Genomic DNA, 26,651 nt, shown 5'->3' with positions numbered 1-26,651 from the left:
TTGCCCGGGCAATGGCATGCCATGACTGAGACGGAGATTTTAGAATATTTTAAAACTGACCTGAAGAACGGGTTGTCTGAAAAGGAGGTCAGTGAAAGGTTATTAAGATTTGGACCAAATCAATTGGTCCGGAATGCAAAAGTATCATTACATCAACTTTTCTTTAAGCAGCTTGCAAGCATTGGAATGCTGGCGCTTTTAGCGGCGATTGCTATTTCAATTATTTGCCTTGAATATAATGATGCTGTAGCTTTGATGGTTGTTGCAACAACAGCGGCAATTCTTGGCAGTATTCAAGAATACCGCGCAAAACGCTTTATTAATACATTAAAACGAATAACCATGCCTACAGCAAAGGTAATACGCGGTGGGCATGAGCGCAAAGTTCCTGCCGCGGAGCTGGTACCGGGGGATATTGTTCTTTTGGCGGAAGGGGATCTGGTTCCGGCAGACCTGCGCCTGCTACTGACTGAAAAATTAGAAGTTGATGAGTCAGCCCTTGTGGGAGAATCAGTGCCGGTTAGAAAAACAAAAGATGTCCTACCCGGCGAAGAACTGGCCTTAATAGACAATCTTAATCTAGCCTATATGAATACAGTGATTGTCAAGGGGCAGGGGTGTGGTGTTGTTGTTCACACCGGCATGGCAACCGCGATCGGTTACATAAATGGAATTAGTATGTCGGATGAACGTTATCAGGCACCGATAAAACACTGTCTGGAACTTTTCTACAAGGTTATGTCTGCTTTTTGTCTATTTACCTGTGTATTAATTTTGGCGATATTGATGGTTAAAGGTGAGGAGTTCCGCGCGATATGCCTGGCGGGTTTATGTCTGGCTGTAGCGGCTATCCCAGCAGGTCTTCCGTCAATCGTCACAGTTGCACTGGCTATCGGCGCAAAGCGAATGAGCAAACGTGGCGCTGTTATCCGTAAACTCACTTCTATCACCAATCTTGGTTGTACCACGGTGATCTGTTCAAATAAAATAGGAACCTTTACCAAAAACGAAAAAATTGTGAAAAAAATTATGGTTGGCGGGCGTACTCTGGAAGTAACAGGGGAAGGTTATGATCCCAAGGGTGGTTTTACCGGGGACAAGCATGAGTTACATTTTAACTTATTGGTTAAAGCGGCTGCTCTCTGTAACAATGCAGTCTTAAAACGCGGCAGTATTAATATTGCCGGACTTTTTAGAGGTCTGACGGGAGGCCGGACAAGCGGGAAATGGTCGGTAAAGGGGGATTCAACAGAAGGGGCGCTTCTCGTTATGGCCGCTAAGGCAGGATTTTGGCGGGAAAGGTTAGAGTTGCATGAACAGAGGGTGGCCGAACTGCCTTTTGATCCCGAACGCAAAAGAATGGCCGTAGTGTACCGGGAGCCTTCCGGAGCCATGTCAGTTTATGTGAAGGGCGCGCCGGAAGTGCTGTTGGAGCGTTGCACTCATGGTTATATTAACGGAAAAATAGTGCCCTTGTCAGCCCATGACAAAGGGGAAATCATGGCATATAACACCTCAATGACAAAAGAGGCGCTCCAGGTGCTGGCTTTTGCTTATAAGCAGATTCCTGACGATGCTGGAAATATTTCTGAAGAAATTATTGAACAACAGTTGATTTTTCTCGGTTTAGCCGGGATGCTCGATCCGGTTAAACCCGCGGCGTTAAAAGCGGTGCAAACTTGCCACCGGGCTGCTATAAAAGTAATGCTGTTAACGGGAGACCAACGTTTCACCGCGCGTGCACAAGCTAGTAAAGTGGGTGTTATTGCCAAAGAAGAAAATATCCTTACCGGCAGTGGTTTGGACCGTATGTCAAATGAACAGTTACGTGCCTACATCAATCAAGTTTCAGTGTGCGCCAGGGTTACACCAAAGCAAAAGCTACGAATAATAAAGGCATTAAAACAGTTAGGACATGTAGTTGCCGTAACTGGAAGTGGACTGGAAGATGCCGGGACTGTCAGTGAGGCAGATATTGGTATTGCCATGGGTTATTCCAGTAATGAAAAGACAAAGGAAGTTTCCGACATATTTCTTGAGGAAGATCATTTTGGCAGTATTGCAGCAGTGATTGAAGAAGGACGGGGAATCTATAATAACGTGCGTAAATCAATACGTTTTCTTCTTTCTTGCAACACAGGGGAAGTATTTACTACGCTTCTCGCTTTATTGGCGGGGCTGCCAATACCTTTGCTGCCGGTTCAGATCTTATGGGTAAACGCTATCAGTAATTTTTTACCTGCGATGACTTTAGGACTGGGGCCTAATGATCGCAATCTTATGATACGGCCACCCCGCCATTTGGGGGACAATGTTCTTGACAGGAAACTGGCCTGGCAATTTGTTGCCGACGGGGCGGTTATCAGTATGAGTATAGTTCTGGCATTTTTTACCGGGCTTTCCATGGGAGAAACCTCGCTTGCCCGTACCATGGCCTTCAATACGCTAGTTTTTTCCCAGCTATTCTTTGTTTTAACTTGTCATAATGAATCGCACGCCGGTCTCCGTGAGGGTCTTTTTATAAATCCCTATTTGACGGGGACAGTGTTAATATCTTGTGTATTACAAGTTGCAATGAATTATGCGCCATTCTTGCAGTCATATTTTCATGTCGTACATTTAAACGTTTTGAAATGGGCTTGTGTTCTGTTTATTTCTGTAATACCTTCCGTTATTGGCATGTTGTTTCGACATATTGTTGGTAAATATGAGAAAAAAATGATGTACCTGAGGGTGCGATTAGGGTAAAATAATAGATATATCAAATTCGGGGGTATGAATATTGCGTTTTACAAAGGTACAGGGTCTTGGTAATGACTTTATATTGGCTGATTATATTGAAGAAAAATTCATACCGGATGATTTCCCTGGTATCGCAGTTAAGGCTTGTGACCGCCATTTTGGAATTGGGGCAGATGGTCTGGTGCCGCTTCTTACTTCGGAAGTGGCCGACATAAAAATGCGCATTTTTAATTCAGACGGCAGTGAGGCTGAGATGTGCGGGAATGTGATTCGCTGTGCCGCCAAGTACCTTTTCGAGCATGGCATAGTGAGAAAAAATAAAATAAAAGTAGAAACGCTGGCCGGGATTATGATTCCAGAACTGATCATTGAAAACGAACGGGTAAGTATGATACGGGTTGATATGGGTGAACCCCGGCTGCAAAGGTCGGAGATACCCATGGAAGGACCGCCCGGAAAAGTTGTTAACGAACCATTGGAAGCAGGCGGCATAATCTACAATGTAACCGCTGTTTCAATGGGTAACCCGCATTGTGTTATCTTTGTGCCGGATGTTGAACAGATACCTCTTCAGACAGCCGGTCCTTTACTGGAGAAACACCACCTGTTTCCTTGTAAAACCAATGTGGAGTTTGTTCAGGTAGATAACCAGGATGAGGTATATATGAGGGTTTGGGAAAGAGGAGCCGGTGAGACTATGGCTTGCGGCACAGGAGCTTGTGCCGCGGCGGTGGCTAGTGCAATAAATGGTTATACCCGGCGTCAATTATCCGTGCGCCTGAAGGCAGGCGTTCTTTTTATTGAATGGGCGGCAAACAATCATATATATATGACCGGTCCCGCTGAAGAGGTTTTTACGGGGGATTATCCGATATTTAATTACTAACCAAGCGTTTTTGGTAAAAGAAGGGGAGAAATATGGAAAAAGTAGAATATAATATTTCTTTCTGTACATTTAGATTAGAAAACGTTAGTGCGTTGCTGGAAATATTTATGAATGAAAAGAAAAAGGCTATAGAAGATTTGAAAAAGATATATGAAAAATACTTTGTGGAAAATGAACCGCCTGAGGATGAACAGGATTGGAAGAAAGAAATAGTTAATAAGTTAAAAAAGCTTGAAGGCTTTACAGATAATTCTGACAACCTGGATAATATATTTGCGAAATCTGTTGATTTGTCATTCACCGTAACAGCAGGTGAAAAGACATTAACTACGAGTGGCAATAACTGGTTGGAGTTATTGGATAAATTAAAGATATCCGTTAATGCAATAAGGATTAAATTTGAATGTTCAAGCTTAAAAAGGAAAATCTTGTTTGTTGTTAGAGAGCATAGTGGAATAATAAATACTTATGACAATAGATATGAAATAAGAGGAGTTAATCCAAACTGGGTTAATGAAGTCGCAACATTATTTGATAGTATCATTAACAAATGTAGTAATAAGAGAAAATATTGGTATGAAATGAGTTTCTCTCTGGAATTAATATTTAGCGTAATTCTTGCCGGCTCTGTCTTTTCTTTTTTTAGGATCTGTATGAGCATTTTGGATCTGGAGCAAAACTTTTTTATTTCAATACCAAATGAAATAATAGCCTTCCTGATAGGCGCATTGTTATATATATTTATTTGGCTATTTTTGGCAATACCCCTTACTACTAAATATCTTGAATATATGATTGAACTATATCCCTCAGTTGAAATATTCTTAAATGAAAGAAGAGTTAAAAATAGGAAAAAATTATACTATTCACTTATAATTATATTCATTCCATATATTTTAGAATTATTTATGAGTTTTCAAGGTAGATAAGTTTTTGAATTTATTTCCTTTAACTGATAGTGAGTTGAGCGGTTGGCATGGAATTATTTGTTATACTTTTAATAATAATGTATACATATCGGGATAGTGTTGCAACAGGATAACATAGTGGCTAAAATTGAATAGGATATATGATAACCTATGCATATAGATAGATTTGTTTAAATTAAGTGTATTGACTACCTGGTTCGATGTTGAGCAAGGAGGAGCTTGAAAATGAGATTATCCAGCAGGGCACAAATGATCAGTCCGTCCCCGACTTTGGCAATAGATGCCAAGGCAAAAGAAATGAAGAGCCGGGGCATTAGCGTTATCGGTTTCGGAGCAGGTGAACCAGATTTTGATACGCCTGATCATATAAAAGAAGCAGCTGTTGCTGCTGTATGGGGTGGTATGACAAAATACACGCCTGTTGCAGGAACAAATGAATTAAGAGAGGCTATATGCCAAAAATTTAAGATTGATCAGGGTCTGGACTATAAGTTAGCCCAGATTGTTGTGTCCGCAGGCGCGAAACACTCTCTTTATAACGCTATCCAGGTATTGGTTCAGTCAGGAGATGAAGTGATTCTCCCATCTCCATACTGGGTAAGTTATCTGGAACAAATAAAACTGGCCGGGGCTGAGGCAAGGTTCGTAGAAACGCGGGAAGATAACGATTTTAAATTAACACCGGCAGAATTGGAAGCAGCAATTAATTCACGCACTAAATTATTAATATTGAATTCCCCCAGTAATCCCACGGGTGCGGTTTACTCTGAAATAGAGCTTGAAGCTCTTGGAGAGGTCATCATTAAACACGATATTACAGTAATTTCCGATGAAATATATGAGAAATTGATTTACGATGACACCCGGCATGTCAGCATTGCATCTCTTTCACAGGAACTAAAAGAGCGGACAGTAGTAATTAATGGCGTTTCAAAAGCTTATGCGATGACTGGTTGGCGAATTGGTTATGCCGCCGCGACAACCTCTGTTGCATCAGCTATGGCCGACTTGCAGAGTCATTCCACATCGAACCCTACCTCTATCGCGCAGGCAGCCAGCACTGTTGCGCTCACCGGTGAGCAGGAGCCAGTCAGCAGGATGGTGGCTGAGTATACCAGGCGGAGGGATTATGCTCTTGATCGTTTAAGGGCTATTCCCGGCATTACTTGTACCAAGCCCGATGGCGCTTTTTACTTGTTCCCCAATGTAAAAAATTGCTTCGGTAAGTCATTTAAAGGAAAAATAATTAATAATGCGAGCGATTTGGCCGCAATCCTGCTTGATGAAACCCAAGTAGCGGTAGTACCTGGATTGGCTTTTGGAAATGATGATTATTTGCGAATATCATATGCAATTTCAATGGATGGTTTAAAAGAAGGGTTGGACCGGATTAATTCGCTTATTAGTGAATTAAAATAAGCTGCTGAAATGGATTACGGATGAAATGCTTAAAGCGCATAAAAGCGCTTTTTTTATAGCCAAATACTTGCTATAGATGACTAGAACATTTTATAATTTACCAAGATATTTTTTTGATTGTGAAGGAATTTCTTTTACCAAGCGCGAATAACACCCCATTCCTTTTTCTGGTCACTTAAACTTGTTGAAAAAGGATTACAAAATAATTTTAAAAGAATAGATAATACTAAATTATTATGAAGAAATAGTTTGAAACCGGGTGGTGGGGAATTGTTAAAAAGCATGACTGGATATGGACGTGGAGAGGCAAACGCATGCGGTAAAAAATTTACCGTTGAGCTTAAAGCGGTGAACCATCGCTTTTGTGAAGTGGTTTTACGGCTGCCGCGCCCGCTTATGTCAATGGAAGATCAGATAAAACGTTTAATCCAGTCACAGATAGCTCGCGGGCGAATTGACTGTTTTTTAGGAATAGAGAAGTGCAGTGAAGAGACAACAGCCTTAGTAAAAGTTGACAAAGCTCTAGCAGCGGCGTATTATAAGGCAATGAAAGAACTGCAGGAAGAGCTTGGCGTGGAGGGCAAAATTAAACTAAAGCACCTTACAGTACTGCCAGGTGTAATGTCTTTGGAAGAAGTTGCCGACAATGTGGAAGAATGGTGGTCAGCTATAAGGGAAGCAGTTGAAAATGCTCTTGAAGATTTAATAAAGATGAGGGTGACAGAAGGAGAACAGCTGGCTAAGGATATTTGGAAAAGAGTCGGACAAATAGCCATCCATAACGCTAAAATAAGGGAAAGAGCGCCTTATGTTGTGGAAGATTACAAGGAAAGGTTGGAAAAACGTCTTAATGATTTTCTAAATAACAGTGGGTTGGACGCTGGACGTATTACAGCAGAAGCGGCATTGTTTGCCGAACGCTCCAACATTACTGAAGAAACTGTGCGATTGGATAGTCATTTGAGTCAGGTTTATGCTTGTCTGGGTGCAGACGAAGCTGTTGGACGGAAGTTTGATTTTTTAATTCAGGAAATGAACAGGGAAATCAATACAATCGCCTCAAAGGCAAACGATCTTGAGATAAACAGATTGGTCATAGAAGTAAAGAGTGAGTTGGAAAAAATAAGAGAACAAGTTCAGAATATAGAGTAAAATAATAAATATAACCTGGGGGAAGACAATACTAAGGGGGAAGTGTAATGGAGATCAAGTTGATTAATATCGGTTTTGGTAACATCGTCTCGGCTAACCGGATTATCGCCATAGTCAGCCCGGAATCTGCGCCAATAAAAAGGATTATAACGGAAGCCAGGGATCGGGGCATGCTGATTGACGCTACCTACGGGCGCCGTACCAGAGCTGTAATTATCGCGGACAGCGATCATGTAATTCTTTCCGCAGTTCAACCGGAAACTGTGGCTCATCGATTGGTGTCCAAAGAAGTGATACCGCAGAATGAAGATTCATCTGATTGACATGAGGTAAATGGCAGTGCAGGAAAAAGGTTTATTACTGGTACTATCCGGTCCTTCCGGTGCGGGAAAAGGAACCATTTCCTTAGCTCTTCAAAAGGAAAATCCTTCATTGCGTCTTTCTGTTTCCGCTACTACCAGACAGCCCAGGAAAGATGAAGTGGACGGGTTACATTATCATTTTTTAAAAAAAGAAGTTTTTAAAAATTTAATTAATAATGATCAACTTCTCGAATGGGCCGAGGTTTATGGCAATTATTATGGAACTTTGCGGCGATTTGTACAAGAGTCCCTTGAACAAGGGGACGATGTAATGCTTGAAATTGATATTCAAGGCGCTCTTCAGGTAAGGCAAAATTTTCCTGACGCAGTGCTGATTTTTATTGCTCCACCGTCAAAATCCGAATTAAGGTCGCGTCTTATTTCAAGAGACACAGATTCAAAAGAAGAAATCGAAAAGCGTTTGGGTTGCGCCATAAGTGAAATGGAACTTGCTCGTCAGTATGACTTTATTGTTATTAACGATGATATTTCGAAAGCGTTGGAAAAAGTCCGTGCGGTTATAACAGTTGAAAAATTGCGTCCCAGGTACCACGAGTTATTTTTTATGCAGTTCAAACAATAGTGTTTACTGGAGGGTAGATATGAACCAACCAACTCTCGATGAGCTAATGGAAAAGGTAGACAGCCGGTATACCCTGGTTGTGGTAGCCGCAAAGCGGGCTAGGGTACTCACCGAGAGGGGAAATACCAAGCTCGAAAAGGCTAGCGACAAGCCAGTGACCACCGCGCTTAAAGAAATAGCCGTGAACAAGATTATCTATAAAAGAAACAAGACGGGAATCAAGTAGTGGCAGGGAGGATTACTAATGCTGGCGGGTAAAAATATTACCGTGGGAATAGCCGGCGGTATAGCGGTTTTTAAAGTTGCTCAATTAGTAAGCAATCTTGCTTCCGCCAAGGCCGAGGTGCGAGTGATAATGACCCGGGCGGCCCAGGAATTTGTTAAACCGCTTACCTTCCAGACACTATCCGGGCATCATGTGTATACTGATTTATTTGAAAGAACGTTTGGCGGACCAGTTCAGCATATAGATCTGGCCAGCGGTTCAGATCTGATCGTTCTTGCACCTGCTACAGCTAATATTATCGGCAAAGCCGCTAACGGCATTGCCGATGATTTGATTTCCACCGTGGTTATGGCTGCAACATGCCCTGTGCTCGTTTGTCCGGCAATGAATGTAAATATGTATAATAACCGGGTTGTTCAGCGAAACGTGACAATATTGCGTGACCTTGGTTACCATATTGCCGAACCCGGGGTAGGTCGATTGGCCTGTGGCACAGAGGGCCGCGGCAGATTAGCCGAGCTAGATCTTATCATGGATAAGATCAATTTTATACTTTCTGATAATAGGGATCTGAATGGGCTGTCGGTGATGGTTACAGCCGGTCCAACTACAGAACCGATCGATCCGGTGCGGTATATAACAAACAGGAGTTCGGGCAAGATGGGTTATGCTGTTGCTGATGCCGCAGCCAGGAGAGGCGCCCGTGTTGTATTAATCAGTGGGCCAGTGGCGTTGAATCCGCCACCAGGGGTTGAAGTAATAAATGTAGAAACAGCAAACGAGATGTACTCCGCAGTGATGGATCGTTTTTCAATGGTTGACTCTGTAATTATGTCTGCAGCTGTGGCAGACTATAAGCCCAAAATAACAGCAAATCAAAAAATAAAAAAACATGAGAGTACTCTAACAATAGAGCTTGAAAAGAACCCCGATATTCTTGCCCAGTTAGGTAAAATGAAAGAACGCCAGGTTTTAATTGGTTTTGCCGCTGAGACCGAAGAACTGGTAAATAATGCCATGATAAAAGTGGAGCGCAAGAATTTGGACATGCTGGTAGCTAATGATGTCACTCTGCCCGGCGCTGGATTTGGAACGGACACCAATATTGCCAAGCTGGTCTTCCCCAGCGGCAGGATTGTTTCCTTGCCCAAAATGGACAAGTTGTCGCTGGCTAATCATATTCTGGATGAACTAGTGATTTTAAGAAAAGGTAAAGAATAATTTAGTAAGAATTAGTTGACAATTGAAGAGATATGTATGACAGTACATGGATTACTGAATATTTTTAATTTTTTAATAGAAGTCACACGAAGCTTGTTTTATAAATATTACAAAAAGGATTCCATTATTACATGTAGAATATTTATAGTATTTATATAAATTAGTTAAATATTGTTCACCTTGGTTAGGAGTTAAGGCATGATTTATTTGAATAACATTCTCGGTGTTATTTTACGTTGGGGACTTGTTAATATCGCGGCTGTATTGATAATTATTCTTTTCAAACCAACGCCCATGGAGATTGTTATATTAATGATTCTTGCCAGTTTAACTGCCACTTGCCTTGTTATTCAACACATCTGGAAACATCAGAATGCAAGGATAAAAAAAGTGGAGCTTGATTTCCTGCATGCCCAGATAAACCCGCACTTTTTATTCAATACACTGAACACCATAGTATCTTACACCAGGACAAATCCCGAAACTGCCCGCCGTCTCCTAATACGGTTGGCTTCTTTCTTCCGCCATGCCTTAAAGAGACACGGGCATTTTAACAGTCTGAAAGAAGAGATTGAATATATAAACACTTATCTGGTGCTTGAAAAGGCACGTTTTCGCGAAAAATTAGTAATCCAAAGAGATATTGACCCCGAATTGCTAAATTACCGGGTACCCGCGTTAACTCTACAACCTATTGTTGAAAATGCTATAAAACACGGTATTCAACCCAAAATTGGGGCGGGGACGGTGCATATAAAAGTAAAAGCGTCAGGAGATGAAATGCTTTTTGTGATTTCGGACGACGGGGTTGGGATGAACAAAGATGATTTAAAGAATATAATGCTTCCCGGTTTTGGCTCTGGTAACGGAATTGGTTTGAGCAATGTTCATGAGCGACTGATAAGCTTATTTGGTAAGAATTACGGCCTCCGTATAGAAAGTAGTGAAAACAAAGGCACCACTGTTTGCTTTAGGGTTCCTTTGATGATTAGTGAAGATGTTAAAGGAGGTCTCACCGGTGAAGCTAAAAGCGCTGATTGTCGATGACGAGTATCCTGCCAGGCAGGAACTTCGTTTAGCCTTGAGCAATTTTAGTAATATTGAAATAGTTGGTGAGGCTACCAATGCCTATGAAGCCTTGGAACTGATCAAGGCGCTCCATTATCAAGTTCTTTTTCTTGATGTTTCTATGCCGGGTATGAGCGGTTTGGAAGTGGCGGCGGCTATTCAGGAACTGGAAACCAGACCATACATTATTTTTGTTACTGCCTATAAAGAGTATGCTGTTTCCGCTTTTACGGTAGACGCCGTCGATTATTTGCTAAAACCGGTTGATCCGGGACGTTTAAAAAAAGCCATTAATAAAGTGAATAAGATAGCGCAGAATGATATGTTGCTGTCTGAGTTGGCAGCGACGGTGGAACAGACCCCTGGCAAGCATATTGAAGAACGAACACGTGAAAAAAAAATGGACTCTTTGCAGCGTGAGATCCAGGATCATATAAGAATAGATTGTATTCCGGCGGGTAAACAGGGCAAAACTATTTTAGTGACTGAATCTGATATTTTTTATGCTTTTACTTTGCAGGATAATGTTTATATTAAAACTGAATCTGATAAACTTTTTACCCGTTTTACCTTAAAAGAGCTAGAGACAAGACTTAATCAGCAATATTTCTTCCGGACCCACCGATGTTACCTGGTAAACCTGCACAAAGTAAAAGAAATAGTTCCATTTTTTAACGGTACATACAACCTTATTGTTGCAGATAAGGAAGGAAGCGAAGTTCCAGTAAGCAGAGCTCAGGCGAAAAAACTCAGACGAATTTTAGGTTTTTAGATATTTTTAATTTGAAAATGCGTTAAATGAACTGTCCTGCGTGTTTTGAAACGGGTAGGTTGACCCGTTTTCAAAGTAATATCACTTTTGGGCAGGTTTTTTCTTTTTACTGAAGAAAGATTAGGATAAAATAATTGGAAAGAGCTAGTTGTCGGGAGTTGGATATTTATTGGAAAATAATTGCGTTATGCTACCGGTGGAAGGCTTGGCCGGCATTGGCGTGGACACCGTGGAAATTGACCGGTTAAAAAATGCGGTGGAGCGTATAGGCGAACGGTTTCTTAACAGGATTTTTACTCCTTCTGAACGGTGCTATTGCGACAAGAAACGGGATCGATACGCTTGCTATGCCGCGCGATTCGCAGCAAAAGAAGCTGTTTTCAAAGCAATGGGTACTGGAATTACAGGTGTTCGCTGGACTGACGTGGAAGTCGGTAAGTTAACGGGAGGTTGTCCTATTGTGCAGTTGCACAATAAAACAGCTATTCTTGCAAGAAATAAAGGAATTTGTGAAATAAAAATAAGCTTATCCCATGACCGGGCCAGGGCAATGGCTTTTGCTGTAGCTATAAGAGAGGAGGCGTAAAAATGCGGGTTGTTACTGCTGAGGAAATGAAGAAGCTGGATCAGACTGCTATCAAAGAATACAAAGTTCCAGGACTTGTTTTGATGGAAAACGCCGGCCGCCAGGTAGTGGAGGTTATAAGGAAAGTGCTGGGAAATGTGCGCGGTAAAGTTATCACTGTATTTGTCGGTAAAGGAAACAATGGTGGTGACGGCTTCGTAATAGCGCGTCACCTGCTAAATATGGGTGCGGAAGTTAAGGTGCTGGCCATAGCGGAACTTGATGAGATCACCGGTGATGCCGCCACTAATCTTAACATCTGGCGGAAGATGGGTCAGAAAGTATACTCTTTGCAACATGGGGACGGGATAAATATAGTCCGTTTGGTTCTAATGAATACGGATCTAATTGTTGACGCTATTTACGGAACTGGTTTTCGCGGAAAAATGGTTGAAAAAACAGGGCGAATAGTAGAAGTGTTGAATGGAAGCGGCAAACCTATAGTTGCCGTGGATATCCCGTCAGGTCTGGAAGCGGATACCGGAAAAGCAAGCGGGCCATGCATTCAAGCTGCTCACACGGTTACTTTTGCCCTCCCCAAGTTGGGGTTGATTCTGGAACCAGGCGCTGATTACGCCGGTGAACTACACGTTGTCGATATTTCTATACCGGCCGTTCTTATAGAAAAAGAAGCGCCGCAAAGATATTTGATTACTGGAGAAATGATTAAGGAATGGCTGTCTCCCCGCCCTTCAGACGCCCATAAGGGTAACTTCGGGCGGGTATTGGTTGTGGCTGGCTCACGCGGGATGACCGGAGCAGCTTGCCTGGTTGGCGAAGCCGCCCTGCGAGCTGGAGCGGGTCTGGTTACAGTGGCGGTGCCTGAATCACTGCATGACATAATGGAATCAAAACTGACGGAAGTTATGACTGTGCCATTGCCTGATACAGGAAAGGGACACTTGAGCCGTGGCGCTCGCCAAAACATACTTTCCTTGCTGGATAACGCGGATGTATTAGCTCTGGGTCCAGGTTTATCAACCGTACCAGAAGTGGTTGCTATGGTTAGAGAGCTCTTGCCGTCAGTACGAATTCCGTGTGTGATTGACGCCGACGGCTTAAATGCATTGGCGGGAGAAGTCGAGATTCTGAGAAAAATCCAGGCTCCGGTAGTGATAACCCCTCATCCCGGTGAAATGGCCCGATTAATGGACGTTACGACAAGGGAAATTCAAGAGGATCGTCTATCAATTGCAGGAAAAGCGGCAACAATATGGAATGTAGTCGCGCTGCTCAAAGGAGCCCGAACGGTAGTGGCCGCTCCGGACGGAGCTATTTACATTAATCCCACCGGTAACCCGGGTATGGCTACCGGCGGCAGCGGCGATGTACTGACAGGGGTAGTGGCGGCGCTTATCGCGCAAGGTCTGAATCCGGCTCAAGCGGCATCCGCAGGAGCTTATGTGCATGGCCTGGCCGGTGACATGGGTGCCAGGATAAAGGGAATGATCGGTTTAACAGCCGGAGACATATTATTTAACCTGCCGGCAGCAATGATGAATGTTGTTGGCACTGATTGAATACCTATTTTCAGGAGGTGTTACCATGATCATCGGAGTGCCTAAGGAAATAAAAATAAATGAGGATCGTGTTGCTATAACTCCAGCAGGCGTTCAGACATTTACCGGGGCTGGACATAAGGTTTTGATTGAGGAAAAAGCCGGCCTTGGCAGCGGTATTACAGACGAAGCGTATGTTTCTTCAGGAGCTGAGCTGGTTGCCACCGCCGCTGAAGTCTTCAAACGCGCAGATATGATAATGAAGGTGAAAGAACCGCTTCCCAGTGAGTTCCAGCTACTGAGAGAAGGACAGATTCTTTTTACTTATCTCCATCTTGCTCGTGAACCGGAGTTAACAGCCGCCTTAATCAAAAACAAAGTGACAGCCGTGGCGTACGAAACTATCCAACTGGATAACGGTGTTCTGCCATTACTCACACCGATGAGTAAAATTGCGGGAAAGATGGCTGTCCAGGTTGGCGCTCATTTTCTTGAAAAGCCGTACGGGGGCAAAGGAATCTTATTAGGCGGGGTACCAGGGGTGGCCGCCGCGGACGTGGTGATCATCGGCGCCGGATCTGTAGGTGCCAGCGCCCTCAAAGTGGCTGTGGGAATGGGAGCGCAGGTTACCATTATCGACCAGAATGCCGAACGGCTACGCTACCTTGATGACCTGTACGGCGGGAGAATTAATACCCTGGTTTCAAACCAGTTTAATATCAGGCAATCTGTACGTTATGCGGATCTTTTGATTGGGGCCGTGCTCGTAGTCGGCGCAAAAGCGCCAAAGCTTGTTAGTGAAGAAATGGTTAAAGAAATGAAGCCCGGTTCGGTCATTGTCGACGTTTCCGTTGATCAGGGGGGCTCAATTGAGACGATTGACAGAGTTACCACTCATAATGATCCTGTTTACATTAAATATAACGTACTCCACTATGCAGTAGCCAATATGCCAGGCGCCGTCGCCCGGACTTCCACATTTGCCTTGACAAATGCCACCCTTCCTTATGCCTTGGAGTTGGCGAACAATGGTTTTTATGAAGCTGTCAAGAATAATAACGCTTTATCGCGCGGGGTAAATACTTATAAAGGCAATCTCACCTGCGGGGCGGTAGGAGAATCTTTGAAAAAAGATTATATGAAAATCGCTGATTTATTGGGATAACCTTTAACGGATAACCTTTAACGATTGACATAATGTGCTTTTTCAGGAGTGGAACTAGTATGTCCGTATATCCAGTTTGGGCTGAGATCAATTTGGATGCGATTGCCAACAATGTCCGGGAGATTCGTCGTGTTACCAAGTCTACAGCCAAAATATTGGCAGTGGTCAAAGCTAACGGCTACGGTCACGGCGCAGTTGAAGTAAGCCGGGTCGCTTTGGCCAACGGCGCAACGTGGCTCGGTGTTGCCAGAATATCGGAAGGGGTGGCGCTTCGTGAGGCGGGGTTGGAAGCCCCGGTGCTGGTTTTAGGGTATATACCACCGGAACAGGCTGTTGAAGTTGTGCGCCACCGGCTATCGCAGGCTGTTTATACCCGCGAAATGGCCTTGGTATTGGCGGAAGCCGCGGCGCGGGGCGGGACACGGGCGAAAGTGCATATTAAAGTTGATACCGGTATGGGCAGAATTGGCTTGGTGTCAGGTCCGGATATTGTAGACGAAATATTACGACTGGCGAAAACACCGTATCTAGAAGTAGAGGGTATTTTCACGCATTTTGCTAACGCTGACGCTGATAAAAATTATACCAAAATGCAATTGGAGCGTTTTCTCGACATTACAGAAGCGCTACGGAAGAGTGGTCTCGACATCCCGCTAAAACATGCTGCCAACAGTCCGGCATTAATGGAAATGCCGGAGACACACTTGGACATGGTAAGGGCAGGGATCATTGTCTATGGCCTAAATCCTTCCGACAGACTTAAACACACTGGCTTAAAACTTTATCCGGCCATGAACCTGAAGGCTAAAGTCGCTTATGTTAAAACTGTGCCGGCTGGTTTTAAAGTTAGTTACGGGTGTACCTATACAACTGCTAAACCAACAGTTATCGCCACTTTGCCTCTAGGGTACGCCGACGGCTATCCAAGGTCGCTTTCTTCTAAAGGGGAGGTCTTGTTGAATGGCCGGCGGCGGCCTGTAATTGGCAGGGTTTGCATGGACCAGATTATGGTTGACGCCGGCAACGACTCGCATATAAAGATGGGGGATGAGGCTGTGCTCATCGGCCGCCAGGATGACGAAGAAATTACTGCTGATGATATAGCGATGAAATTAGGTACGATTAATTATGAAGTAGTTTGTATGATCAGCCTACGGGTCCCCAGAATATATGTAAAGCAAAAGGAGTCAGAATTCAGAATTCAGGAGTCAGAATAAAGAATATTTATTATCTTTAAATCTACTGACTACTGACTACTTTAATAATATTGACAAATAAAGTGCCAAATGACATAATGGTAATTAATACCAGGGGGGAGTGTCGGGAACACAGCGAGGTCCGGAGCCCGCTATGCGGTTCGATTCCGCATCTTCCCTTAAAAAGGAAGCCCCGGCTTATAGCTGGGGCTCTCCGATTATCTGGATTTCTTCAATTATCCACTTGAAAGCCCCACCCCAACTACTCCGCCGATTGTACCGCAAGATAATGTTATTATTAATTTGTAAAAGATATTAAGTCCGGCCTGACCAGGTATAAATAGTGCTGCGGCAGCCCAAACAACTATAAAAAACAGAAGACCTACCGCTAATCCATGATAAAGTCCTTTATTTCCGGCTTGCCTGCCGGCGGTAAGAGATCCGCCGAAAGCGCCTGACGCCAGGATTATTGCAGCGGATAAGGGAAGAGTCTTTTCCGAAAGTGATGACAAGTGGTAAACAAGGCCGGTGCCTATACTTAGCAGCAATGCAATGGTCAACGCGAAAAAAATACCCCTTATCACTGCGCCGACATTAAAAGGAAGCTCAAAGTTATCCATATTTACAGATGGCATTGCAACACCCCCGGAAAATAATTATAATTATCTTTATGTAAGTAGTTGACATATTATGATTGCATCTCATCTATTTAGAGAACAGGGGATTATCTTGAGTAAAAATGTTTATGCTTATCAAATTGGTGATTCAATATATTTAAATATTACCAACAAATGCACCAATAAATGTGTATTTTGTATCAGACAGGCAAAAGAGGGTATCGCTGGTTATGACCTCTGGTTGGATAAAGAGCCCGATCTGAACGAATTATTATTAGCCGTTGGAGATGTTAGTCAATACCGGGAAGTAGTTTTTTGTGGCTATGGCGAGCCGTTGATTAGGGCAGATCTGGTAATTGAGACATCCCGCGTGTTAAAAAAGCTCGGTGCATCTGTAAGAATTGACACGAACGGCCAGGCCGACCTAATTCATGGACGCGATATCGCCTCAGAATTAGCCGGTTCGGTTGACGCCGTTTCGATTAGCTTAAACGCACCCGATGCATTGCAATACGTGTCACTATGCCAGCCGCAGATGGGAGAAGAGGCTTATGGAGCGATGCTCAAATTTGCCGCTAGTTGTAAAAAACATATCCCAAAAGTTACATTGTCGGTAGTCAGATTGCCAGGTGTTGACATCAAAAAATGCCGTGAAATAGCCGTTAATCTCGGAGCTGAATTCATAATAAGAGAATATTTAGACGTATTCACTTAGTTAGGTAGCTTCTTGTTAGGTAATGATTTTTTTTGCACCGGTGGATTAGTGTTTTGAACGATATAATCCGAGTTTCCATCCAGATTAACCATTGGGGCTGAACCTGTCATTTCATGCACGAAGGAATTTCCTTTCTTGTTAATGTTTTTGTTTTCGCCCATGATAACACCTCCATCATTTAATTCTAGCTTTCTCCATCCGGTTTTTTTTTATGTATGGTAGTAATGGGGAAGAATACTCCTGGGTAGCGGCGGAAAAATAAAGAAATAAAAAATAAAATAAACATTAACATATACGGATTGTGAAGTTGTTAAAAAGTGAAAAGTTTATTGCAATGGCACTAATTGGAGTGAGGGAGGGTTCCGTCACTATGTATGAGCTTGCTATCCGAACGCGTTTCGCTGCCGCGCACTGTTTATTAAACTACGATGGGCCATGTGCCCAACTGCACGGCCATACATGGCAGGTAGAAGTTGTCTTTAAAGGCCATAAGCTGGACCAGAAAGGTATGCTGGTTGATTTTAAAGAATTAAAAAGCGGGGTAAAAGAAGTTATTGAAGAACTCGATCACCAAAATCTGAACATGCTGGAGCCATTTAAACAAAACAGCGGAAACAACCCTACGGCGGAAAACCTGGCCAGATACATATTTCGCAGACTAAAAACTAAGTTTACCGATTCGCTGGAAAATGCGAAAATTGCAGTAGTACGTGTTGGTGAATCTCCGGAAGCTTCGGCGGCGTACTGCGAGGAGGAGGACTAGTTTTGAAAAGTATCGTGCTTCTTTCCGGCGGTCTGGATTCGACTGTGTCCCTTGCCTGTGCCTCAAGGGAATCAGACATTGTTTTGTGTCTCACATTTAATTACGGACAGCGCGCCTCGCAAAATGAAATAAAGGCCGCCGCATCCCTGGCAAGACATTACGGTTTGCACCACCAGGTCGTCGAAATTCCTTTTTTAAAGGATATCACCGGCACAGCGCTGGTAAAGAGTGATTTAGACCTGCCGGAACCGGAGATAGCCGCACTTGACGAACTGGAAGCTTGTAACGCTTCCGCGGCAAAGGTGTGGGTTCCCAACCGTAACGGTCTTTTTATCAACATTGCCGCCGCTTTTGCCGAATCTTACGAAGCCCAACTGGTTGTAACCGGTTTTAACAGTGAAGAAGCGGCGACATTTCCTGACAACAGCGCCAGCTTTGTAAAATCGATAAATGAATCCTTGAATTATTCCACCCTTAATCATGTAAGAGTGGTCAGCTACACTCAAAGGCTTGATAAAGTGGATATTATAAAACTTGGTTTAAAGATGTCGGTTCCATTTCAATATATCTGGAGCTGTTATCGCGGCGGGGAAAAAATGTGTGGCCGGTGTGAAAGTTGCTTGCGCTTAAAACGCGCCGCCAACCTGGCTGCTTTAGATTTGGGCGGCATGAGTTTTTTGGGGGAGATCTGATGAAAGAACTTTTTATAAAAGAAACAATTACTTATGACGGTAGGCAGCTATCATCCCATTGGGCTTACCGCAATTTCGGCATTCAGGGGGAGAGCATCGTTTCTTTTAGGGGACCTTGCCGGGTTGAGTTGACAGAAATGGTCGACATTAAAGATGTTTTAAGCAATTCACCAATATTTAGTACGGACATGCTCCATTTTATTATTGAACACTTTGACCTTGATTTGGAGAAGACTATTGTCAGGCAGCGGCTTTTGATTGCTACTTTAAAAGATATCATAACAGAAAAATCAGGGGCCGTACTAAGCCGATACGGAGACGACCTTTTTTTTCAAAATCGCAAACTAACCGTGTCAATAGCCACTCTTACTCCTGTATCTACCATGATTCACACTGGTGTTAACGTAACAGGCAAGGATGCGCCCGTACCGGCCATTGGACTGGCGGAAATTGGCCTTGATCCAGAAGAAATCGAGGATGTCGGCAGGTCTCTGCTCAGTGAGTACGTTAAAGAATATGAGCAAATAAAAATGGCGCGTTGTAAAGTACGGGGGGTTAGATAATGCCCTGTCAGATTGCGGAGATATTTTCTTCAGTGCAGGGTGAAGGATTACTGGTCGGTTGCCGTCAGGTTTTCATCCGGCTGCAGGGCTGCAACATAAATTGCTCATTCTGTGACACCCCTGTCAATGAGACTGGTTTTTGCAAAATTGAACAACATCCCGGGCAAAAGGATTTTAGACAACTTCCCAACCCCTTGTCGGCTAAAGAGGTTGCCGACGCGGTACACTCTTACGACCTGTCAATACACCATTCTATAAGCCTTACTGGCGGTGAGCCATTGTTATGGACCTCATTTATCAGGGAATTGATTCCTTTTATAAAAGGCACCAGGCACGGAATCTATCTTGAGACTAACGGCACATTGCCTGAAGCACTCTCGGAGGTAATCGAACTTATTGACATAATCGGTATGGATATTAAGTTGCCTAGTATCAGCGGCCTGATTCCCTTTTGGGAAGAACATAGACTTTTTTTAAAGATAGCTGGCAAGAAACAAGTTTTTGTTAAAGTGGTTGTCGGTGAAGATACCACGGAAGAAGAGATCGAGCAAGCCGCCGTTTTAATTAGCGAATATGGCAAAGGCATAACCATGATAATCCAGCCGGTCAGTCCGGCAGCAAGCGGTATTAAAAGTGTTTCACCCGCACGGGCGCTTTATTTGCAGCAGCTTGCTCTTAAAATACTGGCAAATGTTCTTATTATTCCACAGACTCACAAGATAATGGGCCAGCTTTAATTCGAACAAGGGTGGCACTAGGAGGGTAATTGTGATTGATCAACAAAAAATCGAAAAAGCAGTAAGGATGATTATTGAAGCTATCGGAGAAGATCCGGAAAGGGAAGGTTTAAGGGAAACGCCGTCACGGGTTGCCCGTATGTATGAGGAAATATTTAGCGGTCTCTGGGAGGAACCAGACGCACACTTAGAAAAGAAATTTTCAGGAGACCATGAGGAAATGGTTATCGTAAAGGATATACCGCTTTATTCCATGTGTGAGCATCACCTGCTGCCGTTTTATGGGAAGGCGCATGTAGCTTATATCCCCCGGAAAGGCAATGTGACCGGCTTATCAAAACTGGCTAGACTGGTGGAAGGTTTTGCGAGGCGGCCGCAACTGCAGGAAAGACTCACTTCCCAGATCGCCGACTCGATAATGCGTAGGTTGAACGCACAAGGTGCGTTAGTCGTTATTGAAGCTGAACATATGTGTATGACCTTTCGCGGTGTAAAAAAACCTGGTTCAAAGACTGTAACTTCAGCAGTAAGGGGCATCTTCCAGAGAAGCGAGGCGACCAGGGCGGAAGCGTTTTCTTTAGTTAAAGATTAAAAATCAGTTTTGAGATGTGAGCGGAGCACTTTTAATTAGCTGATTTCAGGAGGATGAAATTGGATAATAACGATATCCCCACCACGGGAAAACTTGAACTAATAGCTGTAAAGTCATTCAAAGCCTGTGATGATATGTATAAAATAATTGATTTTTTAAACAAGACATTAAAAAACAAACATGTTATTTTTGGCCTCACGAAAGATGCTGCCAAGGATACCATGAAAATATCAATTTATGAGGCTTGAAAACGGAGAAATTTATGCGAGTATTAATTAGTAATGATGACGGTATTAACGCGGCCGGAATTACACAGCTTAGAAAGTCCTTGGAGGAACAAGCGGAAGTCTTTGTAGTTGCTCCGGACCGGGAAAGAAGCGCCACGGGTCATAAAATTACTATGCACAGACCGCTGAGAGTGAAAGAACAGTTATATCCGGGCACAAACTCAAAAGGCTGGGCAGTAGACGGCACTCCTTCAGATTGCGTTAAACTTGGTCTGGAAGCGCTGCTTCCAGAACTTCCCGACTTGGTTATATCCGGCATTAATCTGGGGCCGAATCTTGGCACCGATGTATTATATTCCGGCACGGTTTCGGCAGCTATTGAAGGGATCATCAATGATGTTCCCGCTATTGCTATATCGCTGGCCAGTTATGAGTTTAATGACTTCACGTATTCCGGCATTTTCATAAAAAAATTTGTATCAGAATATGGTAATATTCTGCGTGATGGTATTCTTTTGAATATCAATATACCACCAGGGTTGCCACGCGGTATTAGAATAACCAAGCTGGGAAACAGGCGATATACTAATGTGTTTTATAAAAGAACCGACCCGAGGGGCGGAACTTACTTTTGGATGGCAGGGGAGCCTTTTGACGTTGACGGGGATAACCCTGACACTGACGTTTGGGCGATAAATGAAGGCTATGTGTCGATCACCCCGGTTCATTACGACTTGACCAATTACAAAGTATTGAATGATGTGAAGGAATTGGTTAAGGAATTTAACGCGTTTTAATTTCGGTTTTGAAGTGTATTACTGCTTTTAGCCTGTTCAAGTCGTTAATGCTGATACCTCCGTTTAATATCAATATCAGGACATATATGACCATACCGGCAAGGGCTCTTCCGGTAGTTACCAAAAATTCAGAATGCGTGCAAGCCGACAAGTAACTTTTTGACAACAAAATTACGATACTCATTCCTGCAGCTGCGAACAGGGGTTTTAAAAGTAATTTGTGTAATCTTATCTCCGAGCCGGTATATTTGCGTACATCAGCCAGGTTCAGTAAAGCCATAATCATGTAATAAATAACAAGAGCCGCAGATGTGCCTTGCACGCCAAATTGTGGTACCCCGGTAAGATAGTATATGCCGGTAATTTTAAATAAAGATGCGATAACCATGTTTATAAACGGCCGGGATGCTTTGCCAAGGCCCTGGAGAATACCGGTGGAAGTTTGCGCCAGGTACAGGAAAGGCCCTCCCAGAGCAAGTATGCAAAGGCTTGCCCCCGCTTTTGGATAATCAAAAATCAATCCGCACAATTCTTCTGAAAGCATAACATAGACAACTGTGCTGGGCATTCCGGCAATCAATGTAATTCTAACGGCATCTTCACAGCGTTTACGGACATTTTTCAAGTTGTTTACAGCCAGTGCGCCAGATATTGCCGGAAGTAGGGCGGTAGCAAGTGAAAGAGTAATAATTGCCGGGGCGAACAGCAAGCTTTGGGATATGCCCACAAATTGCCCGTAAGCTGATGTAGCTTCAGACAGTCCCATCCCATTTGCCAGAAGACGTTTCGGAATCAATACGGCATCAATCCATAAAAGTGTGGTAGATGCAAAACGGGTCAATGATACCGGAATAGCTAAATTAAAAACCCTGACAGCAATTGAATAAAACGACTCAAAATGTAATGTCCTGAAACCGGATGGCACAATGGGACGTTTGCGTATGTAAATCAGCAGAATAGATACAAAACCGGCCAGTTCACCTGTTACCACGCCTAGTGAAGCTCCAGCCGCAGCATATTCAATACCTTTCGGTAAAAGCATATATGCGATTAAAAGGCCGGAAACACATCTAATCAGCTGTTCCAGGGATTGGGTTAAAGCTGTTGGCGTCATTTGCTGAAGCCCCTGAAAAAAACCACGGAATGCGGAGCATAGCGATACTATAAGAACGCCTGGAATAAGGAATAAGAAACTGTAATATGCTTTGGGATTGATAAAAATATATTTAAGTAGAAAGGAAGCTCCAAGGTAACACAATGCTGTGAAAATCGTGCCGCTTGCAATAAGGGTAAACAAGCAAATTTTAAAAATGCGGTAGGCTCCCCGGAGATTGCCGCGGGCTGCCTCTTCTGAAACAAGTTTGGCTATGGCTACTGGAATGCCTGCGGTAGCCATAACCACTACCAGAACATATATAGGGTAAATCATGTTAAACAGGCCAATGCCCTCCGGCTGGATCAAACGAATCATAAAAACTTCATATGTGAAACCCAGCATTCTATTGAATAGCCCACTGAACAGTAGGACTAAAGTTCCGTTGATTAATGATTGTCCGGCCATATTTTACCTGCCATAAAATAGAACTTTAATTGCATATGATAATATCTATGCATCCTTAATTTTCCTATGAGGCAAATTTTATAATGCGGTATCTTATTCAACTAAAAAAAATCACGGTTATTTTTAAAATAACAAGGAATTTACACACTTACTGTAGAATTACACCCTTGATGTTTATGCCATCAGCCTGGGGTACCTTAATAATTGCTCCTGAGGGGGTTCTTTTTGTTTTCATCCAAAATATCCCTGCTTAGGTTCTATGTAGTATAGAAATAGTGCTTTAAGGAAACCATTATTTACAAAAGGGGGAACACAATTTGAAGAATTATCAAACCAGTCAAATACGCAATGTGGGTGTAGTTGCGCACGGTGGAGCCGGTAAAACCTCACTTGTCGAAGCCATGCTCTATAATACCGGGGTTCTCTCCCGTTTGGGCAGAGTGGAGGATGGCACTACGACTTCCGACTACCACCCTGAAGAAACTGCCAAACAAATAACCATACATACAAGCCTTGTTCCTTGCGAGTGGAACGGTGTCAAAATTAACTTGCTGGACACACCCGGTTTTTCTGATTTTATCGGTGAAGTAAAGGGAGCGTTGAGAGTTGCCGATTGCGCTATGTTTGTCATATCCGCGGTGGATGGTGTGGAAGTACAGCATGAAGTTATCTGGGATATAGCGGATAAATATAACCTGCCCAAGATAATATTTGTTAATAAAATGGACCGGGAGAACGCCAGCTTTAATAAAGTCCTTGATGATTTAAAGACTAAATTTAAAGGTAATTTTGCGCCGATCCAGATTCCTAACGGATCGTTTGATACCTTTACAGGTGTGGTTGACATTATTAACCAAAAAGCCTACACCAGTGACGGCAAAGGCAAGGAAGCACCGGTGCCCGGAGAACTAGCCGGTGAGGTCGACCAGTTCCGTGAACTGCTTATTGAAGCAGCGGCTGAGGGAGACGACGACCTGACCATGAAATATCTTGAGGGAGAGGAACTCACTCTGGATGAGATTAAAGATGGTTTGAAGAAAAGTATCGCGCAAGCAAAAGTTGTTCCGGTACTGGCCGGCTCGGCTACAAAGAATACCGGCGTGGCCCAGTTGATGGATGTGATCGCGGACTACCTCCCGGCTCCGAAGGAAGATAACGGCCCGATGTCGGCCTTGGTATTTAAGACGATAGCAGACCCCTATGTCGGCAAGATGAATTTTCTCCGCGTTTTCAGTGGTAATTTTAAAAGTGATACTGTTGTATATAACAGTACAAAAGAAAAGACGGAAAAAGTCGGTAATGTCCTTTATGTCAGGGGTAAAAATACAATCCAAACCGATGTAGTTCCAACCGGTGATTTAGCAGTTGTTGTGAAATTGCAGGACACCGGGACAGGCGATACTTTATGTGATAAGGACAAACCGGTTGTCCTGGATAAGATTGATTTCCCGGTACCAACACTTTCAGTGGCAATCGCCCCTAAGAGTAAAAACGATGAAGACAAACTGGGCGACGCTATTAACAAGTTGCTGGAAGAGGACCCGACTATTAAGGTTGAGAAAAACACCGAGACAAAACAGACGCTTATTACAGGTATGGGTGAACTGCATATAAATATTTTGCTAGAACGGCTGAAACGCAAATACGGTGTCGACGTAGTTACGAATGATCCTAAAGTGCCATATCGTGAGACGATCAGGTCAAAAGTTGAAGTTGAAGGAAAACATAAAAAACAATCAGGCGGTCGTGGTCAGTACGGTCACGTTTGGGTACGGTTTGAGCCAAATCCCGAGGAGGATTTTGTTTTTGCTGAGGAAGTTTTCGGGGGTTCTGTTCCCAGAAACTATTTCCCGGCTGTAGAGAAAGGCCTCCGGGAAGCTATGACAGAAGGTGTGCTGGCTGGTTATCCAACAACAGGAGTTAAGGCCACCCTATATGATGGTTCTTACCACACGGTGGATTCTTCGGAACTGGCTTTTAAAATTGCCGCGTCACTTGCTTTCAAAAAGGGAGCCTTGCAGGCCAAACCTGTTCTTTTGGAGCCGATGATGGATGTTGAAGTTTTAGTGCCAGACAACTTTATGGGGGACATAATCAGTGATTTCAATACAAAGCGCGGCCGGGTATTGGGTACCGAACCCCAGGAAAAACAAACCTTGATAAAAGCGCATGTTCCGCTATCAGAAATGTACCGGTACGCCATCGATCTTAAGTCAATGACTCAGGGTCGCGGTTCTTTTACAATGGAATTTACCGGTTATGAAGAAGTGCCTGGACGCTTAGCTGATGACATAATAAAGAAGGCCAAGGCGGCGCAAGAAGCAGACAAGTAATAAAACATGTGTTAGGGCAAGACCTTACATCCCAAAATGATTAAAAAAGAGATCCCGTATCACTGTCAAAGTGGCACGGGATTGCTATTTTTATCATTATTATTGTCCAATTACTCCCTTCATTCGCTAAGGATATTCAGTGGTAACATTACAGCTAATTATCCCATAAATATATACATGGAGGGAATACAATGCGTAAATACTATTTGATTGCTCTCGTGCTGTCAATATTAGCCTTTGCCAATATGGTACAAGCCGCACGTCCGGCCAAATACGGCACAACGGTTATCAATGACGATCAAACCAAAATTGTCGGTGATATAACAATGATTCCACTAAGATTGTCATCTGAACCCATGATTATCTTAAACTCAAAACAGATAAATGACATAACAAGTGTTAATTGCACCACAGCACAAGATATTATTAGCTACAACATATGCTATATCGGTCGTTGGATCCATCGGGTTGTAAATGGCAAGATAACCATGACCGCTTTAAATCAGGGTTCAGAATTACATTTTTCTGTTGAGGGAACGAGAAGCATTACAGCAAACTTTTTTGCCGATCCTAAGGCAATTTATCAACCATATATAGCCTACTCGGTTGACGGCGCCGCTTTTACTCGTGCCATTGTGGCGAACACAGTTACTATAGCTACAGGACTTCAACCGACCAGACATACGGTTAAGATTGTAGCTTCCGGTATATATTACAATGATGATGTTTGGTTTGCTGGCAGGGGTCTTAATTTTCAAGGGGTGACTGTTGACGAAGGGGCTGTTGTAGAACCTTTAAATTCAACCAAAAAGCGTATACTGTTTTTAGGTGATTCAATAACAGCAGGACTAAACGTCCTGGGTAATGACGGGACACCTGCAACTGCCGGCGCAGAATTGACCTTCCCACATATTGCCTCTGATATTCTCGGGGCTGACCCATGGCAGGTGGGTTTTGGTGGAACAGGCGTTGTAGCTGAAGGTACTGGTCATGTTCCTAATGCTGTAAAAAGCTTTCAATGGAAGATGTTCGGATATCCTATTAATGAACCTGTCCCTGATGTGATTGTTGTCGCACAAGGGACAAATGACGGACTGCAATCACCTGCAGCTTATCAAGCTTCCTACCAGAATTATTTAAACCTCATAAGGGCGACTTATCCAGGTAAACCAATATTCTGCATGAGACCATTTCTTGGCATGCAGTCCG

The 26,651-nt window shown here is 43.4% G+C and carries 27 protein-coding genes and 1 pseudogene; 25 read left to right on the top strand and 3 right to left on the bottom strand.

The window, feature by feature from the left end:
• The 15 genes and pseudogenes from L7E55_RS06590 to alr all read left to right on the top strand — a co-directional run bounded on the left by L7E55_RS06590 (position 1) and on the right by alr (position 15,866).
• Positions 1-2,748, top strand: a complete 2,748-nt coding sequence (locus L7E55_RS06590) for a cation-translocating P-type ATPase (RefSeq protein ID WP_277443309.1) — start codon at positions 1-3, stop codon at positions 2,746-2,748.
• Positions 2,749-2,782: 34 nt separating this feature from the next.
• Positions 2,783-3,628, top strand: coding sequence for a diaminopimelate epimerase (dapF, locus tag L7E55_RS06585; RefSeq protein WP_277443308.1), 846 nt, complete (start codon positions 2,783-2,785; stop codon positions 3,626-3,628).
• 32 nt (positions 3,629-3,660) lie between these two features.
• Positions 3,661-4,557: a hypothetical protein gene (locus L7E55_RS06580; protein WP_277443307.1), complete on the top strand. Its 897-nt coding sequence runs from the start codon at positions 3,661-3,663 to the stop codon at positions 4,555-4,557.
• A gap of 225 nt (positions 4,558-4,782) precedes the next feature.
• Complete coding sequence (locus L7E55_RS06575; RefSeq protein ID WP_277443306.1) at positions 4,783-5,976, top strand: pyridoxal phosphate-dependent aminotransferase; 1,194 nt, start codon at positions 4,783-4,785, stop codon at positions 5,974-5,976.
• Positions 5,977-6,246: 270 nt separating this feature from the next.
• On the top strand, positions 6,247-7,128 hold the full coding sequence (locus L7E55_RS06570; protein ID WP_277443305.1) for a YicC/YloC family endoribonuclease: 882 nt from the start codon (positions 6,247-6,249) through the stop codon (positions 7,126-7,128).
• Between the two features lie 47 nt (positions 7,129-7,175).
• Positions 7,176-7,451, top strand: a complete 276-nt coding sequence (gene remA / locus L7E55_RS06565) for an extracellular matrix/biofilm regulator RemA (protein WP_277443304.1) — start codon at positions 7,176-7,178, stop codon at positions 7,449-7,451.
• 10 nt (positions 7,452-7,461) lie between these two features.
• Complete coding sequence (gmk, locus tag L7E55_RS06560; protein ID WP_420852015.1) at positions 7,462-8,073, top strand: guanylate kinase; 612 nt, start codon at positions 7,462-7,464, stop codon at positions 8,071-8,073.
• 19 nt (positions 8,074-8,092) lie between these two features.
• Entirely contained in the window at positions 8,093-8,299 is a 207-nt protein-coding gene (rpoZ, locus tag L7E55_RS06555) for a DNA-directed RNA polymerase subunit omega (RefSeq protein ID WP_277443302.1), read from the top strand.
• 18 nt (positions 8,300-8,317) lie between these two features.
• The gene (gene coaBC / locus L7E55_RS06550; protein WP_277443301.1) at positions 8,318-9,520 is read left to right on the top strand and encodes a bifunctional phosphopantothenoylcysteine decarboxylase/phosphopantothenate--cysteine ligase CoaBC; all 1,203 of its coding nucleotides are present in this window, start codon (positions 8,318-8,320) and stop codon (positions 9,518-9,520) included.
• Between the two features lie 381 nt (positions 9,521-9,901).
• A pseudogene (locus L7E55_RS06545) lies at positions 9,902-10,567 on the top strand (sensor histidine kinase); the annotation flags it as partial.
• Positions 10,539-11,360, top strand: a complete 822-nt coding sequence (locus tag L7E55_RS06540) for a LytR/AlgR family response regulator transcription factor (protein WP_277443300.1) — start codon at positions 10,539-10,541, stop codon at positions 11,358-11,360. The pseudogene L7E55_RS06545 and the gene L7E55_RS06540, both read left to right, overlap by 29 nt.
• Positions 11,361-11,529: 169 nt before the next feature.
• Entirely contained in the window at positions 11,530-11,946 is a 417-nt protein-coding gene (gene acpS, locus L7E55_RS06535; RefSeq protein ID WP_277443299.1) for a holo-ACP synthase, read from the top strand.
• A gap of 2 nt (positions 11,947-11,948) precedes the next feature.
• A complete protein-coding gene (locus tag L7E55_RS06530; protein WP_277443297.1) occupies positions 11,949-13,505 on the top strand; it encodes an NAD(P)H-hydrate dehydratase in 1,557 nt (518 codons plus the stop codon).
• Positions 13,506-13,530: 25 nt separating this feature from the next.
• Positions 13,531-14,649: an alanine dehydrogenase gene (ald, locus tag L7E55_RS06525; RefSeq protein ID WP_277443296.1), complete on the top strand. Its 1,119-nt coding sequence runs from the start codon at positions 13,531-13,533 to the stop codon at positions 14,647-14,649.
• 59 nt (positions 14,650-14,708) lie between these two features.
• Positions 14,709-15,866 carry an alanine racemase gene (alr, locus tag L7E55_RS06520; RefSeq protein WP_277443295.1) on the top strand — a complete coding sequence of 386 codons (1,158 nt, stop codon included), beginning with the start codon at positions 14,709-14,711 and terminating at the stop codon, positions 15,864-15,866.
• A gap of 215 nt (positions 15,867-16,081) precedes the next feature.
• Here the strand turns inward: alr and L7E55_RS06515 are convergent, their stop codons facing one another.
• Positions 16,082-16,480: a TIGR04086 family membrane protein gene (locus tag L7E55_RS06515; protein WP_277443293.1), complete on the bottom strand. Its 399-nt coding sequence runs from the start codon at positions 16,478-16,480 to the stop codon at positions 16,082-16,084.
• 94 nt (positions 16,481-16,574) lie between these two features.
• On the opposite strand from L7E55_RS06515, the gene L7E55_RS06510 reads away from it, so the two are divergent.
• The gene (locus L7E55_RS06510; protein ID WP_338091181.1) at positions 16,575-17,177 is read left to right on the top strand and encodes a TatD family nuclease-associated radical SAM protein; all 603 of its coding nucleotides are present in this window, start codon (positions 16,575-16,577) and stop codon (positions 17,175-17,177) included.
• On the opposite strand, the gene L7E55_RS06505 is transcribed toward L7E55_RS06510, so the two are convergent.
• Complete coding sequence (locus L7E55_RS06505; protein ID WP_277443291.1) at positions 17,174-17,338, bottom strand: hypothetical protein; 165 nt, start codon at positions 17,336-17,338, stop codon at positions 17,174-17,176. The two genes, L7E55_RS06510 and L7E55_RS06505, sit on opposite strands and share 4 nt — an antisense overlap.
• Positions 17,339-17,547: 209 nt before the next feature.
• Here L7E55_RS06505 and queD point away from each other — a divergent pair, with 209 nt between their 5' ends.
• The 7 genes from queD to surE are packed head-to-tail and all read left to right on the top strand — an operon-like array spanning position 17,548 to position 21,548.
• Positions 17,548-17,940: a 6-carboxytetrahydropterin synthase QueD gene (queD, locus tag L7E55_RS06500; protein ID WP_277443288.1), complete on the top strand. Its 393-nt coding sequence runs from the start codon at positions 17,548-17,550 to the stop codon at positions 17,938-17,940.
• Positions 17,941-17,942: 2 nt separating this feature from the next.
• Positions 17,943-18,632: a 7-cyano-7-deazaguanine synthase QueC gene (queC, locus tag L7E55_RS06495; protein WP_277443287.1), complete on the top strand. Its 690-nt coding sequence runs from the start codon at positions 17,943-17,945 to the stop codon at positions 18,630-18,632.
• Positions 18,632-19,195, top strand: a complete 564-nt coding sequence (locus L7E55_RS06490) for a DUF366 family protein (protein WP_277443285.1) — start codon at positions 18,632-18,634, stop codon at positions 19,193-19,195. Before queC ends, L7E55_RS06490 begins: the two co-directional genes overlap by 1 nt.
• Positions 19,195-19,932 (top strand): 7-carboxy-7-deazaguanine synthase QueE, encoded by a 738-nt coding sequence (locus tag L7E55_RS06485; protein ID WP_277443284.1) that lies wholly within the window; start codon positions 19,195-19,197, stop codon positions 19,930-19,932. The genes L7E55_RS06490 and L7E55_RS06485 overlap by 1 nt, the downstream gene beginning before the upstream one ends.
• A 31-nt stretch (positions 19,933-19,963) precedes the next feature.
• The gene (folE, locus tag L7E55_RS06480) at positions 19,964-20,524 is read left to right on the top strand and encodes a GTP cyclohydrolase I FolE (protein ID WP_277443282.1); all 561 of its coding nucleotides are present in this window, start codon (positions 19,964-19,966) and stop codon (positions 20,522-20,524) included.
• Between the two features lie 53 nt (positions 20,525-20,577).
• Positions 20,578-20,772 (top strand): YpmA family protein, encoded by a 195-nt coding sequence (locus L7E55_RS06475; RefSeq protein WP_277443281.1) that lies wholly within the window; start codon positions 20,578-20,580, stop codon positions 20,770-20,772.
• A gap of 14 nt (positions 20,773-20,786) precedes the next feature.
• Positions 20,787-21,548, top strand: a complete 762-nt coding sequence (surE, locus tag L7E55_RS06470) for a 5'/3'-nucleotidase SurE (protein WP_277443279.1) — start codon at positions 20,787-20,789, stop codon at positions 21,546-21,548.
• Here the strand turns inward: surE and spoVB are convergent.
• The gene (gene spoVB / locus L7E55_RS06465; protein WP_277443278.1) at positions 21,535-23,109 is read right to left on the bottom strand and encodes a stage V sporulation protein B; all 1,575 of its coding nucleotides are present in this window, start codon (positions 23,107-23,109) and stop codon (positions 21,535-21,537) included. The genes surE and spoVB overlap by 14 nt on opposite strands.
• 317 nt (positions 23,110-23,426) lie before the next feature.
• Here spoVB and fusA point away from each other — a divergent pair, with 317 nt between their 5' ends.
• Together fusA and L7E55_RS06455 are read left to right on the top strand one after the other, a co-directional pair.
• Entirely contained in the window at positions 23,427-25,442 is a 2,016-nt protein-coding gene (gene fusA / locus L7E55_RS06460; RefSeq protein WP_277443277.1) for an elongation factor G, read from the top strand.
• A 191-nt stretch (positions 25,443-25,633) separates the two neighbouring features.
• The coding region (locus tag L7E55_RS06455) for a GDSL-type esterase/lipase family protein (protein WP_277443276.1) at positions 25,634-26,651 on the top strand (1,018 nt) is incomplete at its 3' end.

This window comes from Pelotomaculum isophthalicicum JI (assembly GCF_029478095.1).
Lineage (GTDB): Bacteria > Bacillota > Desulfotomaculia > Desulfotomaculales > Pelotomaculaceae > Pelotomaculum_D > Pelotomaculum_D isophthalicicum.
This window is presented reverse-complemented; position numbering and strand designations above follow the sequence as displayed.

Excerpts from the sequence above, each read along its gene's own strand:
- L7E55_RS06580 (WP_277443307.1), top strand. The coding sequence starts at position 3,661 with ATGGAAAAAGTAGAATATAATATTTCTTTCTGTACATTTAGATTAGAA.
- L7E55_RS06575 (WP_277443306.1), top strand. The coding sequence starts at position 4,783 with ATGAGATTATCCAGCAGGGCACAAATGATCAGTCCGTCCCCGACTTTG.
- remA (WP_277443304.1), top strand. The coding sequence starts at position 7,176 with ATGGAGATCAAGTTGATTAATATCGGTTTTGGTAACATCGTCTCGGCT.
- gmk (WP_420852015.1), top strand. The coding sequence starts at position 7,462 with ATGGCAGTGCAGGAAAAAGGTTTATTACTGGTACTATCCGGTCCTTCC.
- rpoZ (WP_277443302.1), top strand. The coding sequence starts at position 8,093 with ATGAACCAACCAACTCTCGATGAGCTAATGGAAAAGGTAGACAGCCGG.
- coaBC (WP_277443301.1), top strand. The coding sequence starts at position 8,318 with ATGCTGGCGGGTAAAAATATTACCGTGGGAATAGCCGGCGGTATAGCG.
- L7E55_RS06530 (WP_277443297.1), top strand. The coding sequence starts at position 11,949 with ATGCGGGTTGTTACTGCTGAGGAAATGAAGAAGCTGGATCAGACTGCT.
- ald (WP_277443296.1), top strand. The coding sequence starts at position 13,531 with ATGATCATCGGAGTGCCTAAGGAAATAAAAATAAATGAGGATCGTGTT.
- alr (WP_277443295.1), top strand. The coding sequence starts at position 14,709 with ATGTCCGTATATCCAGTTTGGGCTGAGATCAATTTGGATGCGATTGCC.
- L7E55_RS06515 (WP_277443293.1), bottom strand. The coding sequence starts at position 16,480 with ATGCCATCTGTAAATATGGATAACTTTGAGCTTCCTTTTAATGTCGGC.
- L7E55_RS06505 (WP_277443291.1), bottom strand. The coding sequence starts at position 17,338 with ATGGGCGAAAACAAAAACATTAACAAGAAAGGAAATTCCTTCGTGCAT.
- queD (WP_277443288.1), top strand. The coding sequence starts at position 17,548 with ATGTATGAGCTTGCTATCCGAACGCGTTTCGCTGCCGCGCACTGTTTA.
- L7E55_RS06490 (WP_277443285.1), top strand. The coding sequence starts at position 18,632 with ATGAAAGAACTTTTTATAAAAGAAACAATTACTTATGACGGTAGGCAG.
- L7E55_RS06485 (WP_277443284.1), top strand. The coding sequence starts at position 19,195 with ATGCCCTGTCAGATTGCGGAGATATTTTCTTCAGTGCAGGGTGAAGGA.
- L7E55_RS06475 (WP_277443281.1), top strand. The coding sequence starts at position 20,578 with ATGAAATTGGATAATAACGATATCCCCACCACGGGAAAACTTGAACTA.
- surE (WP_277443279.1), top strand. The coding sequence starts at position 20,787 with ATGCGAGTATTAATTAGTAATGATGACGGTATTAACGCGGCCGGAATT.
- spoVB (WP_277443278.1), bottom strand. The coding sequence starts at position 23,109 with ATGGCCGGACAATCATTAATCAACGGAACTTTAGTCCTACTGTTCAGT.